At 71.6% G+C, this 12,466-nt stretch carries 12 protein-coding genes; 7 read left to right on the forward strand and 5 right to left on the reverse strand.

Annotation, left to right across the window (positions count from 1 at the left end; translation table 11 throughout):
* Positions 1-36 precede the first annotated feature (36 nt).
* From BLW32_RS19515 to hrcA, 3 genes are all read right to left on the reverse strand, one after another.
* Positions 37-813, reverse strand: a complete 777-nt coding sequence (locus BLW32_RS19515; protein WP_068521288.1) for a 16S rRNA (uracil(1498)-N(3))-methyltransferase — start codon at positions 811-813, stop codon at positions 37-39.
* Positions 814-819: 6 nt separating this feature from the next.
* A complete protein-coding gene (dnaJ, locus tag BLW32_RS19520; protein WP_068739322.1) occupies positions 820-1,986 on the reverse strand; it encodes a molecular chaperone DnaJ in 1,167 nt (388 codons plus the stop codon).
* 135 nt (positions 1,987-2,121) lie between these two features.
* Positions 2,122-3,156, reverse strand: coding sequence for a heat-inducible transcriptional repressor HrcA (hrcA, locus tag BLW32_RS19525; protein WP_068521293.1), 1,035 nt, complete (start codon positions 3,154-3,156; stop codon positions 2,122-2,124).
* A gap of 60 nt (positions 3,157-3,216) precedes the next feature.
* On the opposite strand from hrcA, the gene BLW32_RS19530 reads away from it, so the two are divergent.
* The 3 genes from BLW32_RS19530 to BLW32_RS19540 all read left to right on the forward strand — a co-directional run bounded on the left by BLW32_RS19530 (position 3,217) and on the right by BLW32_RS19540 (position 5,025).
* Positions 3,217-3,570, forward strand: coding sequence for a type II toxin-antitoxin system VapB family antitoxin (locus tag BLW32_RS19530; protein ID WP_068521295.1), 354 nt, complete (start codon positions 3,217-3,219; stop codon positions 3,568-3,570).
* Positions 3,571-3,582: 12 nt separating this feature from the next.
* Positions 3,583-4,212 (forward strand): SIMPL domain-containing protein, encoded by a 630-nt coding sequence (locus BLW32_RS19535; protein ID WP_068739324.1) that lies wholly within the window; start codon positions 3,583-3,585, stop codon positions 4,210-4,212.
* 66 nt (positions 4,213-4,278) lie between these two features.
* The gene (locus tag BLW32_RS19540; protein WP_068739325.1) at positions 4,279-5,025 is read left to right on the forward strand and encodes an SIMPL domain-containing protein; all 747 of its coding nucleotides are present in this window, start codon (positions 4,279-4,281) and stop codon (positions 5,023-5,025) included.
* 16 nt (positions 5,026-5,041) lie between these two features.
* Here the strand turns inward: BLW32_RS19540 and hemW are convergent, their stop codons facing one another.
* Positions 5,042-6,214 (reverse strand): radical SAM family heme chaperone HemW, encoded by a 1,173-nt coding sequence (gene hemW, locus BLW32_RS19545; protein WP_068739327.1) that lies wholly within the window; start codon positions 6,212-6,214, stop codon positions 5,042-5,044.
* 257 nt (positions 6,215-6,471) lie between these two features.
* Here hemW and BLW32_RS19550 point away from each other — a divergent pair, with 257 nt between their 5' ends.
* From BLW32_RS19550 to BLW32_RS19565, 4 genes are read left to right on the forward strand one after another with little or no spacing between them, the layout of a single operon-like run.
* Positions 6,472-8,196 carry a nitrite/sulfite reductase gene (locus BLW32_RS19550; protein ID WP_068521302.1) on the forward strand — a complete coding sequence of 575 codons (1,725 nt, stop codon included), beginning with the start codon at positions 6,472-6,474 and terminating at the stop codon, positions 8,194-8,196.
* A complete protein-coding gene (locus BLW32_RS19555; protein ID WP_068739329.1) occupies positions 8,193-8,915 on the forward strand; it encodes a phosphoadenylyl-sulfate reductase in 723 nt (240 codons plus the stop codon). Before BLW32_RS19550 ends, BLW32_RS19555 begins: the two co-directional genes overlap by 4 nt.
* On the forward strand, positions 8,912-9,853 hold the full coding sequence (cysD, locus tag BLW32_RS19560) for a sulfate adenylyltransferase subunit CysD (protein WP_068521305.1): 942 nt from the start codon (positions 8,912-8,914) through the stop codon (positions 9,851-9,853). Before BLW32_RS19555 ends, cysD begins: the two co-directional genes overlap by 4 nt.
* Positions 9,853-11,130, forward strand: coding sequence for a sulfate adenylyltransferase subunit 1 (locus tag BLW32_RS19565; RefSeq protein ID WP_068739332.1), 1,278 nt, complete (start codon positions 9,853-9,855; stop codon positions 11,128-11,130). The genes cysD and BLW32_RS19565 overlap by 1 nt, the downstream gene beginning before the upstream one ends.
* A gap of 90 nt (positions 11,131-11,220) precedes the next feature.
* Here the strand turns inward: BLW32_RS19565 and BLW32_RS19570 are convergent, their stop codons facing one another.
* Entirely contained in the window at positions 11,221-12,465 is a 1,245-nt protein-coding gene (locus tag BLW32_RS19570; protein WP_068739334.1) for a GNAT family N-acetyltransferase, read from the reverse strand.
* Position 12,466: the final 1 nt, after the last annotated feature.

Below are 12,466 nucleotides of genomic sequence, written 5' to 3' on the forward strand. Positions count from 1 at the left end.
CCCAGCCGCCGGCCGGCACCCCGCCGGTCCGGTCGATCAGTCCGGCGGCGTGCCGGACCATCTGTCGGTCATCACTCCCAGAGCACCCAGGGCGACGGCCGCCGCGGTGGAGGTCCGCAGCACCGTCGGGCCGAGGAGCGCGGGCTGCGCACCCATCCCGACCAGGGCATCCAGTTCCTCGGGGCTGATTCCGCCCTCCGGCCCCACCACGATAACGACGGTTTCGGTTACTGAGAAGTCAACCTCGCCCAGAGGCACCGCCGAACCCTCGTGCAAGACAACTACATTCGCATCCATACTGGTGAGTAACGGAACGAGTTCTCGCGTCGTCACCAGGTCGTGGATCTCCGGAACATACGCTCGCCGTGCCTGTTTCGCCGCGGATCGGGCGACCGCGCGCCAGCGGGCGACCCCCTTCTCCGCCTTGCCGGAGCCCTTGCCCCCGGAGCCGCCCCCGTCCCATCGCGAGACGCAGCGCGACGCCTGCCACGGGACGATCGCGTCGATCCCCGCCTCGGTGGCGAGCTCGACGGCCAGTTCGGAACGATCGGACTTGGGCAGCGCCTGCACCAGCACCACGCGGGGCGAGGCGGGCGGCACGGTCCAGGTCTCGGCGCAGCGCACCGTCACGTCAGCCTTGCCGACGGCGGTCGCGGTGCACCGGGCGAAGCCGCCGGCACCGTCGGACAGGACGAGCTCCTCGCCCGCTCGGACGCGCCGCACCGCCGCGGCGTGCCGGCCCTCGTCGCCGGCGAGGAGGTACTCCTCCCCCGGCGCGGGCAGCGACTCCGCGAGGAAGACGGTGGCCGCCACCTGCGGCTACCGTCCGGCGAAGGTGTCGCGCAGGCGGGAGAAGATGCCGCCGCCCTGGTCCTGGCCGCCGCGGCGCGCGGCGTGCGGGCCCTCGCCCGGGAACAGCGCCTTGAGCTCGCGCAGCTTCTCGGTCTGCTTCTTGTCCAGCCGCGACGGGATCGCGACGTCGAAGTGCACGACGAGGTTGCCGCGCACCTGCGAGTTGACCTGCGGCATGCCGTGGCCGCGCAGCACCGTGGTGTCGCCGGTCTGGGTGCCCGGGGGCACCTCCACCGTGAGCTCGCCGTCGATGACGGTGGGCACGGTGACCTCGGCGCCCAGTGCCGCGTCGAACATCGGGACCCGCGCGGTGACGTGCAGCGTGCTGCCGTCGCGGGTCAGGTACTCGTGCTCGCTCTCGGTGACCTCGACGTAGAGGTCGCCGGCGGGGCCGCCGCCGGGGCCGACCTCGCCCTGCCCCGCCAGCCGCACGCGCATCCCGTCGCCGACGCCGGCGGGGATCTTCACGGTGAGGTTGCGGCGCGTGCGGACGCGGCCGTCGCCGCTGCACTTGCTGCAGGGGTTCTCGATGACCTCGCCGACGCCCGAGCACGTGGGGCACGGCCGGGACGTCATGACCTGGCCCAGGAAGGACCGCTGCACCGACTGCACCTCGCCCTGGCCGTGGCAGGTGGGGCACGTCGACGGCTTGCTGTCGCCCTCGGTACCGGCGCCCTGGCACTTGTCGCACAGGACCGCGGTGTCGACGGTCAGCTCGCGGCTGACGCCGTTCGCGCACTCGTCGAGGTCCAGCTCCATACGGATCAGCGCGTCGTTGCCCTCGCGGACCCGGCCGCGGGGGCCGCGTCCTCCGCCGCCCATGCCGCCGCCGAAGAAGGCCTCGAAGACGTCGCCCAGGCCGCCACCGCCGAAGCCGCTGAATCCGCCGCCGCCGAAGCCGCCGCCGCCCGGCGCGCTGTCGAGCGGGTCGCCGCCCATGTCCACGACGCGCCGCTTCTCGGGGTCGCTGAGCACCTCGTAGGCGTCGGAGACGTCGCGGAACTTCTCCTGCGCCGCCTCGTCGGGGTTCACATCGGGGTGCAGCTCGCGGGCCAGCTTGCGGTACGCGCGCTTGATCTCCTGGTCGGAGGCCTTCGAATCGACCCCGAGGATGCGGTAGTAATCACGTGCCACTGCGGCGAATCCCTCTAACGTATGGACGACAATCAGCGGACCTGCTCGGACCGCGCTCAACCCATGATTCCACCACAGGGGCGATTCGGACCATTCGCGCTGGTCACCCCGCCGCGAATCATGCGCGGACGAGCATCAGCGCTCCCCCAGGACCTCGCCCACGTACCGTGCGACCGCCGCGACGGAGGCGATCGTGCCGGGGTAGTCCATGCGGGTGGGGCCCAGTACGCCGACGCCGCCGAAGATCGCGCCGGGCGCGCCGTAGCCGGTGGAGATCACCGACGCGCCACGCAGGTTCTCGTCCTGAGTCTCCGAGCCGATCGCGACCGACACCGTGCCCGGCTGCTGCCGCGCCGTGAGCAGCTTGAGGACCACCACCTGCTCCTCCAGCGTCTCGAGCACGCTGCGCAGGGAGCCGGAGACCGCGTCGAAGTCGGCGGCGTTGCGGGTGAGGTTCGCGGTGCCGCCGAGCACCAGTCGGTCGTCCGCGCGCTCGACGAGGGTCTCGACCAGCACCGTCGACACCCGGATCACCGCGTCGCGCAGATCGCGCGGTGCGAGCGGCGCCAGGTCCGCGACGCCCATCGAGGCGTCGGGGATGAGCTTGCCGTGCACCGCGGCGCCGAACAGTTCGCGCAGCCGGGAGAGGTCCTCGTCGGAGACCGGACCGCCGAGCTCGACGAGGCGCTGCTCGACGCGGCCCGAGTCGAGGATCACTACGAGGAGCAGCCGGGACGGGGCCAGCGCCACCACCTCGAGGTGCCGCACCCGCGCGGAGCTGATCACCGGGTACTGGATGACCGCGACCTGCCGCGTCAGCTGGGCCAGGAGCCGCACGGAGCGCTGCAGCACGTCGTCGAGGTCGACGCCGGTCTCCAGGAACTGGAGGATGGCGCGCCGCTCGGCGGAGGAGAGCGGCTTGATCTGCGCGATCCGGTCGACGAACTGCCGGTACCCCTTCTCGGTGGGGATGCGCCCCGAGCTGGTGTGCTGCTGCGTGATGTAGCCCTCGGCCTCGAGGACCGCCATGTCGTTGCGCACCGTCGCGCTGGAGACGCCGAGCTGGTGCCGGTCCACCAGGGCCTTCGATCCCACGGGCTCGTGGGTCTCGACGTAGTCGGCCACGATCGCCCGGAGCACCTCGAAGCGCCGGTCCTCCGTCGTCGACATCGCGCCGTCCTTTCTCCTGTGGACTTCGAATGTCCAGCTTACGCGGGCTAGAGTCGAGCCGTGATCTTCAAGGGCGTACTCGACGGGAAGCCGTACCCGGATCACGGCCTCACCGCCCGCGACTGGTCCCAGATCCCGCCGCAGCAGGTGCGGCTGAGCGCGATCATCACCACCACCACGGTGCTGGCACTGGACCGCCTGCTCTCCGAGGACTCCACCTTCTACGGCGACCTGTTCCCGCACGCGGTGCAGTGGAACGGCGACCTCTACCTCGAGGACGGGCTGCACCGGGCCGTGCGGTCGGCGCTGCGCGGGCGCGAGGTGCTGCACTGCCGCGTACACGCGCTCCCACCCGGCACCCCGCCGCGTCCGGCATCCTCGGGGAGGCACGGCAAGCACGCCCGCCAGGACTGAGAGGACTCCCCCATGTCGCGCACCATCCGCCTGACCGGGTCCGGCATCGCCACCGCGACCCCCGACGTCGTCATCGCCCGGATCGGCGTGGAGTTCCGCGCGGCCGACGTGTCGACGGCCTTCTCCGGCGCCGGCGAGGCGGCGCACGCGGTGGTCGCCGCCGTCCGCGGGGCCGGGGTGGCGGACGGCGACGTCGCGACGTCGAACCTGGGGCTGCAGGCCGTCGAGACGGGCCCGTGGGAGGACCGCCGGTTGGAGGGCTACGCCGCCAGCGAGTCGCTCACCGTCACCATCCGCACCGTCGGCGACGCCGCCGCGGTGCTGCAGGCGGCCGCGGCGGCCGCGGGCGATGCGGCCCGGATCCAGTCCGTCACCTTCGCGCTGTCCGACGGTGCCGCCCCCGCCGCCGCGGCACGCGAGGCCGCGTTCACCGATGCGAAGGCGCAGGCCGAGCAGTACGCCGCGCTGTCCGGCGACGCCCTCGGCGCCGTGCTCTCGATCGCCGATGACGGGTCCGGACCACGCACCGAGGTGCACTTCGCCGCGAAGGCGCTCGGCTCGGCGGCGCCCGCGGGCCCGGCCCTCGAGCCGGGCGAGAAGACCGTCACGGCACGGGTCACCGTCGAATGGGAGTTGGTGTAACCGTCCGTTCGTTGCCGTAACGGGCGATCCGCTGCGGCGGCGCGTCCCCGCTGCCACCCTGGGACCATGGCGAACTCGACATCCAGCACAGCACGGAAACTGCGCGTCACCGGCGTCGCGCTCCTCGCGGCGGTCGCACTGGGCGGGTCGGTGACGGCGTGCGGCTCGTCGAGCACGTCCAACGACTCGCCGCGGGAGATCACGGCGGTCGGCACGGGCGACGCCTCGGGCAAGCCCGACGTGCTCACCGTGGAGCTGGCCGTGCAGCACCAGGCGGGCGACGTGACGACCGCGCTCAACGACGCCTCGGCGAGCGCGCAGAAGGTGATCGACGCGGCCGGCGCGAACGGCGTCGACAAGAAGGACGTCGCCACCGCGAACGTGCGGGTCAATCCCCGCTACGGCACCGACCGGCAGATCACGTCGTACGAGGCGACGCAGTCGCTCACGGTGAAGGTCCGCAAGCTCGAGACCGCGTCGAAGCTGCTGGGCGACCTCGCGACCGCCGGCGGCGACGCGACCCGGATCAGCTCCGTGGGCTTCGACATCGAGAACGACTCCGCGCTCAAGACGACGGCGCGCGACAAGGCCTTCGCCGAGGCCAAGAGCCGCGCCGAGCAGTACGCCAAGCTCTCCGGCGGCAAGCTCGGCGAGGTCCGCACGGTGACCGAGGGCGCGGCCGCCCGGCCGACGACGACCCGGCAGTTCTCGGCCCCCGATTCCGCTCCCGGTGTCGCCGCCTCGCCCGTCCCGATCGAGTCCGGCGAGCAGTCGCTGACCGTGACGGTGACGGTGGTCTTCGCGCTGTCCTGACCGCCCGCGGGTCGGGTCAGCCCAGGATGCGGCGCACCACCCCGTCGGCCAGGAGTCGCCCGGCGTCGGTGAGCACGTAGGCGTCACGCGCCCGGTCCAGGTTCCCGACGGCGACCTCGTCCTCGGCCCGGGAGGCCTCGTCGGGCCGGAGCACAGCGAGCGGGATGCCGGACCGCATGCGCACGCGCAGCATCACGTCCTCGACGTGACGGTCCTCGTCGGTGAGCACCTCGTGGCCCGCGATCGGCAGCGCCCCGCCCGCCACGGCGTCGGCGTACCGGGCGGGGTGCTTGACGTTCCACACCCGTGTCCCGGCGACGTGGCCGTGCGCGCCGGGCCCGGCGCCCCACCAGTTCGCGCCCTCCCAGTACAGCTCGTTGTGCCGGCACCGGCCCGCCTCCGAGCGTGCCCAGTTCGACACCTCGTACCAGTCGAAGCCCGCGTCCCGCAGGGCCCCGTCGAGCATCTCGTAGCGGTGCGCCAGCACGTCGTCGTCGGTGTCGGGGAGCTCGCCGCGGCGGATCCGCCGGGCCAGCGCGGTGCCGTCCTCGACGATGAGCGCGTAGGCGGAGACGTGGTCGACGCCGGCGTCGAGCACCGCGTCGAGCGAGGCCCGCAGGTCGTCGTCGGACTCCCCGGGCGTGCCGTAGATCAGGTCCAGGTTGACGTGGTCGAAGCCCGCGGCGCGCGCCTCCTTCGCCGCGGCCACCGCCCGCCCGGGTGTGTGCGTGCGGTCCAGCACGCGCAGCACGTGCGCCGCGGCCGACTGCATGCCGAGGGAGATCCGGGTGAAGCCCGCCTCCCGCAGCCGCGCGAAGAACTCCGGCGAGGTCGACTCGGGGTTCGACTCGGTGGTCACCTCCGCGTCGTCGGCGAAGGTGAAGTGCCGGCGGGCCGTGTCGAGGAGGGCGGCGAGGCCGTCGCCGCCCAGGAGCGACGGGGTGCCGCCGCCCACGAACACCGTCGACACGGGGACGTCGCCGAGCGCGCGACGGGCCAGGGCCAGCTCGCCGTCGATCGCCTCGGCCCACGCCTGCGGCGAGGTCGATGCACCCAGCTCGCCGGCGGTGTAGGTGTTGAAGTCGCAGTAGCCGCAGCGCGTCGCGCAGAACGGAACGTGCAGGTACAGCCCGAACGGTGACGCGGCACCGTCGAGCCGGCTGAGCTCTGGGGTCGAGGGCGCGGGCACGCATCCAGTCTGGCAGGTCGCCGACCACGGAATTTCGTGCACCGGTGAGCGGAACCCGATTCCTCGTTTCCGCCCAGCCGGTGGCACAATGATCTCGATGGATGGACAGGGTGAGCTGCTGGCGTCGCGCCGGCACATCGATTACCTGCGGGTCTGCAGCAGCGGCTGTCGGGCCTGATTCGCGACGCCTCTGCCCGCGTCGATTCCCGGAAGCGCCACCAGCCCGGCGCACCATCCCATGAATCCCAGGAGTCTCCATGACGTCGATCGCCGACGCCCCTGTCCCCTCCGCCGCTGACACCGCCCCGACGCGGCCGGCGCGCACGCGCCCGGTCAAGCGCAAGTCGGAGGGCCAGTGGAAGCTGGGGTACCGCACGCCGCTGAACCCCAACGAGCAGACCAAGCGCGACGACAACCCGCTCAACGTGCGCGCCCGGATCGAGAACATCTACTCGAAGCAGGGCTTCGACTCGATCGACAAGGCCGACCTGCGCGGCCGGATGCGCTGGTGGGGCCTGTACACCCAGCGCGAGCAGGGCTACGACGGCACGTTCACCGGCGACGAGAACATCGATCTGCTCGAGGCGCCGTACTTCATGATGCGGGTGCGGTGCGACGGCGGGAAGCTCGACGCCGCGCAGTTGCGCACCCTCGGCGGGATCTCGGAGGAGTTCGGACGGAACACCGCCGACATCTCCGACCGCGAGAACGTGCAGTTCCACTGGATCGAGATCGAGAACGTCCCGGAGATCTGGAAGCGCATCGAGGCCGTCGGCCTCAAGACCACCGAGGCCTGCGGCGACTGCCCGCGCGTGGTGCTCGGCTCCCCGCTGGCCGGCGAGTCCTTCGGCGAGGTCCTCGACCCGTCGCCCGCGATCGACGAGATCGTGCGCCGCTACATCGGCGACCCGAAGTACTCGAACCTGCCCCGCAAGTTCAAGACCGCCATCTCGGGTCAGCAGGACGTGGTCCACGAGATCAACGACGTGGCCTTCATCGGCGTCGAGCACCCCGAGCACGGCCCCGGCCTCGACCTCTGGGTCGGCGGCGGGCTGTCGACGAACCCGATGCTCGCGCAGCGCGTGGGCGCCTGGATCCCGCTCGACGAGGTGCCCGACGTCTGGGAGGGCGTTGTCTCGATCTTCCGCGACTACGGCTACCGCCGGCTGCGCTCGAAGGCGCGGCTGAAGTTCCTGGTCAAGGACTGGGGCATCGAGAAGTTCCGCCAGGTGCTCGAGGACGAGTACCTCGGCCGCAAGCTGATCGACGGCCCCGCTCCCGCACAGCCGGAGCGTCCCATCGACCACATCGGCGTGCAGAAGCTGCGCAACGGCCTCAACGCCGTCGGCTTCTCCCCCATCGCCGGCCGCGTCTCGGGCACGGTCCTGAGCAAGGTGGCCGACGCGATGGAGCGGGTCGGCTCCGATCGCGCCTCGTTCACGCCCTACCAGAAGCTCATCGTCCTCGACGTCCCCGATGACCAGGTCGACTCCCTGATCGACGAGCTGGCGCCGCTGGGCCTGCAGGGCCGCCCGTCGATCTGGCGGCGCAACCTCATCGCGTGCAGCGGCATCGAGTTCTGCAAGCTCTCCTTCGTCGAGACCCGCAAGCGCTCGCAGGTGCTCGTGCCCGAACTGGAGCAGCGGCTCGCCGACATCAACGCCCAGCTGGACGTCCCGATCACGGTGAACATCAACGGCTGCCCCAACTCGTGCGGCCGCTCCCAGATCGCCGACATCGGCTTCAAGGGCCAGCTCGTGGACGACCACGAGGGGAATCAAGTCGAGGGCTTCCAGGTTCACCTTGGTGGAAGCCTCGGGCTCGACAGCGGGTTCGGCCGCAAGCTGCGCCAGCACAAGGTGCTGTCGACGGAGCTCGGGGACTACATCGAGCGAGTGGTGCGGAACTTCGTGGCACAGCGCGAGGGCGACGAGCGCTTCGCGCAGTGGACGCTCCGCGCCGCTGAGGAGGACCTGCGATGACGGCACCGTCGAACCCCCTGACCGGACGCGACGCGGACGAGCTCCGCGCCCTCGCGGAGCGCGCGTCGAAGGAGTTGGAGGGCGCCGACCCGCTCACCCTGCTGCGGTGGACGCTGGACACCTTCGGCGAGGACTTCGTCGTCGCGTCGAACATGCAGGACGGGGTGCTGGTGCACCTCGCCAAGCAGGTGCAGGAGCGGCCGAAGGTCCTGTTCCTCGACACCGGCTACCACTTCCCCGAGACGATCGGCATGCGCGACGCGGTCGAGTCGATCTACGAGGTGGAGCTGCTGAACGTGACGCCCGCGCAGAGCGTCGGCGAGCAGGACGCGACCGTCGGCAAGGACCTGTTCGCGACCGACCCGGCGCAGTGCTGCAACCTGCGCAAGGTCGTGCCGCTGCGCGAGACCCTGTCGGGCTACCGCGCCTGGGTCACCGGTATCCGCCGCGTCGAGTCGCCCACTCGCGCGAACGCGCCCTTCATCTCCTTCGACGAGGGCTTCGGCCTGCTCAAGGTCAACCCCATCGTCGACTGGTCCGACGAGCAGATGCAGCGGTTCATCGAGGAAAACGGCATCCTGGTGAACCCGCTGGTCGACGAGGGCTACCCGTCGATCGGCTGCCAGCCCTGCACCAACAAGCCCGCCCCGGGTTCCGATCCTCGAAGCGGCCGCTGGGCCGGTTCGACCAAGACAGAATGCGGACTGCACGCCTCATGACCATCACAGAGCCCACGGAGCCGATCGTGTCCACTGGCGACCCCACGGAGTTCAGCACGCTCGACGCGCTGGAGTCCGAGGCCATCCACATCTTCCGCGAGGTCGCGGGCGAGTTCGAGCGCCCCGTCATCCTGTTCTCGGGCGGCAAGGACTCGACGGTGCTGCTGCACCTCGCGGTGAAGGCCTTCTGGCCGGCGCCGCTCCCCTTCGCACTGCTGCACGTGGACACCGGCCACAACCTGCCCGAGGTGCTGGACTTCCGCGACCGGATGGTCGAGAAGTACAACCTGCGGCTGCACGTCGCGAAGGTCGAGGACTACCTCGCCGACGGCCGGCTCGAGGAGCGGGCCGACGGGATCCGCAACCCGCTGCAGACGGTGCCGCTGCTCGACGCCATCTCCGAGAACCGGTTCGACGCCGTCTTCGGCGGCGGCCGCCGCGACGAGGAGCGGGCCCGCGCCAAGGAGCGGATCTTCTCGCTGCGCAACGCCTTCGGCCAGTGGGACCCGAAGCGGCAGCGCCCCGAGCTGTGGAACCTGTACAACGGCCGGCACGCGCCGGGCGAGCACGTGCGCGTGTTCCCGATCAGCAACTTCACCGAGCTGGACATCTGGCGCTACATCGCCCGCGAGGACATCGAGCTGGCCTCGATCTACTACGCGCACGAGCGCGAGGTCTACTCGCGCGACGGGATGCTGATGACCTCCGGCGTGTGGGGCGGCCCGCGCGAGGGCGAGGAGGTGCGGACGCTGTCGGTGCGGTACCGCACGGTGGGCGACGGCTCCACCACCGGCGCGATCGAGTCCACCGCGTCGAACAACGAGCAGATCATGGCCGAGGTCGCCGCGTCGCGCCTCACCGAGCGCGGCGCCACCCGCGGCGACGACCGCGTCTCCGAGGCCGCGATGGAAGACCGCAAGAAGGAAGGCTACTTCTGATGAGCAGCGCCCCCGCCCTCCTGCGTCTCGCCACCGCGGGTTCCGTCGACGACGGCAAGTCCACCCTCGTCGGGCGCCTGCTCTACGACACGAAGTCGGTGCTCGCCGACCAGATCGACGCCGTCACCCGCGCGTCGGTCGACAAGGGCCTCGACACCCCGGACCTGTCGCTGCTGGTCGACGGCCTGCGCGCCGAGCGCGAGCAGGGCATCACCATCGACGTGGCCTACCGCTACTTCGCGACGCCCAACCGGTCCTTCATCCTCGCCGACACCCCCGGTCACGTGCAGTACACCCGCAACACGGTGTCCGGCGCCTCGACCGCGCAGGTCGTGATCCTGCTGACCGATGCGCGCAAGGGCGTCATCGAGCAGACCCGCCGGCACGCCGCGGTGCTGTCGCTGCTGGGCGTGCCGCGCCTGGTGCTCGCGGTGAACAAGATCGACCTGGTCGAGGACCCGGCGTCGGTCTTCCAGGAGATCTCCGCGGAGTTCCGCGCGCTGACGGGCTCGCTGGGCTGGGCCGACGACGCCGTCCATGCGATCCCCGTTTCGGCGCTGCACGGCGACAACGTCGCGTCGCGCTCGGACCAGACGCCGTACTACGACGGCCCGTCGCTCATCGAGCACCTGGAGTCGATCCCGACGGATCCCGACACGAAGCCGATCGGGTTCCGCTTCCCGGTGCAGTACGTGATCCGCCCCCGTACCCCCGAGTACCCCGATTACCGCGGCTACGCCGGTCAGGTGGCCGCGGGCACCGTCGACGTGGGCGACGAGGTGCTCGTGCTCCCCGCCGGCACCCGGAGCCGGGTCGAGCGCATCGACACCCCCGACGGCGCGCTCGCCTCCGCGCACACCGGGCGCTCGGTGACGGTCGTGCTCGCGGACGACGTGGACGTGAGCCGCGGCGACCTGATCGTCTCCGCCGCCGACGCCCCCGAGCCGCGCCAGCAGTTCGAGGCCACGGTGTGCTGGCTGGCCGAGAAGCCGCTGCGCATCGGCGCGCGGCTGCTGCTCAAGCACGGCACCAAGACGACGCAGGCGATCGTCGGCGGGCTGGACGCGGTGTTCGACGAGCAGAACCTCACCGTCGGCGAGGGCACCACGCTGGAGCTGAACCAGATCGGCCGGATCTCGATCCAGACCGCGGAGCCGATCGTCGCGGACGACTACGACAAGAACCGGGAGATGGGCTCGTTCCTGCTCATCGATCCCGCCGGCGGCAACACCCTCGCCGCGGGCCTGGTCGGGAACGCCCTGTCCCACCTGGTCTGACGAGGTCACGGTCCGAAAGTCGGGTTCTACGACGGTCCGCGGGAGGATTCCGCCGCGGACGGCCGTAGGGCCCGATTCTCGGTCTCCGCGTCAGAACATCTCGACGGCCCATGCCCGACGGGGGCTGAACAGCATCAGGTCGGCGCGGGCGGCGGCCCCGTGGGAGAGCTCCCGGACCGACCCGACGGCGACGCGGCGTGCGACCGGCTCGTCGGAGAGCCACAGCCGGCCGAGGTCGGTGACGTCGAGCGCGAGGTCGGCGGCTTCGTCGGTCGGCGTGCAGGTGCCCGCTCCCCCGTCGGTGGAGAGCAGGAACCGCCCGTGCGCCGGGCCGGGGCCGGCACCGTCGAACCCCGGATCGGTCACGTCGACCACGAGCCGGCCCGGCGCGGCGTAGGTGCGGGCCGCGAACAGCGCAGGCACGTCGAAGGGCCGGATCCACAGGAAGTCGGTGCGGTTCGACGGCTGCACGGTGCGCGGGTCGACGGGGACGGTCGTGGCGATGTCGTCGAGCGGCCGCTGCGAGGCCTCCACCCAGAGCACCCAGTCGATGCTCATCGCGAACGACCACAGGTCGCGCTCCGCGGCGGCGTCGACGCCCAGCAGCTCGGTGACCTTCAGCGTGGAGTCGGGGCGGCTGTCGGTCCACTTGGGCGCGACGGTGTACGCGAGCACGCCCGCGACCTCGCCGGCTCGGCGCAGCACCACGCGCAGCGTCTCGTCGGGGCCGCCGCCGGGCAGGACGCCCGCGGTGCGGCGCAGGTTGATGTCGAGCTTCGAGACCCGTCCGGGGACGTCGAGCAGCTCGCGGATCCGGATCGACGCGGCGAGGTAGTCCTCGCCGCCGACGTACCGCACCTCGTCGACGGGCGGCTCCGGCAGTCGGCCGCGGTCGACCGCGATCCGGAGGTCGGTGGACTCCGTGCTCTGCCCGAAGCCGTAGCGGCCGTAGATGGCGTGCTCGGCCGCGATGAGGGTGGCCGCCGCGGCGCCGTCGGCGAGGGCGGTCGCGAGGCACTCGCGCATGTGCGTGCCGAGGATGCCGCGGCGACGGTGCGTGGGCAGCACCGTCACGGCGGAGACCGCGCGGACCGGCACCCGCGCGCCACCGACCGCCGTCAGTTCCTGGTCGAAGGAGAGGAAGGTCCCGACGGTCCGCGCGCCGTCGACCGCGACCCGGTGGTCGAGCGAATCCAGCTGCGCGGACACCGCTTCGAGCCACTGCTCGGCATCGGGCAGCTTGCTCTGGAAGCCGATGGAGGCGCACTCCTGGAAGCCGACGAGTTGCTCGCGGGTGGTGACGCGCTGGAAGTCGATACCGCTCGAATCGGTCATA

Source organism: Tsukamurella tyrosinosolvens, assembly GCF_900104775.1.
In the GTDB taxonomy this organism is placed as follows: domain Bacteria; phylum Actinomycetota; class Actinomycetes; order Mycobacteriales; family Mycobacteriaceae; genus Tsukamurella; species Tsukamurella tyrosinosolvens.

Excerpts from the sequence above, each read along its gene's own strand:
- BLW32_RS19540 (WP_068739325.1), top strand. The coding sequence starts at position 4,279 with ATGGCGAACTCGACATCCAGCACAGCACGGAAACTGCGCGTCACCGGC.
- BLW32_RS19535 (WP_068739324.1), top strand. The coding sequence starts at position 3,583 with ATGTCGCGCACCATCCGCCTGACCGGGTCCGGCATCGCCACCGCGACC.
- BLW32_RS19570 (WP_068739334.1), bottom strand. The coding sequence starts at position 12,465 with ATGACCGATTCGAGCGGTATCGACTTCCAGCGCGTCACCACCCGCGAG.
- BLW32_RS19550 (WP_068521302.1), top strand. The coding sequence starts at position 6,472 with ATGACGTCGATCGCCGACGCCCCTGTCCCCTCCGCCGCTGACACCGCC.
- BLW32_RS19565 (WP_068739332.1), top strand. The coding sequence starts at position 9,853 with ATGAGCAGCGCCCCCGCCCTCCTGCGTCTCGCCACCGCGGGTTCCGTC.
- BLW32_RS19555 (WP_068739329.1), top strand. The coding sequence starts at position 8,193 with ATGACGGCACCGTCGAACCCCCTGACCGGACGCGACGCGGACGAGCTC.
- hrcA (WP_068521293.1), bottom strand. The coding sequence starts at position 3,156 with ATGTCGACGACGGAGGACCGGCGCTTCGAGGTGCTCCGGGCGATCGTG.
- cysD (WP_068521305.1), top strand. The coding sequence starts at position 8,912 with ATGACCATCACAGAGCCCACGGAGCCGATCGTGTCCACTGGCGACCCC.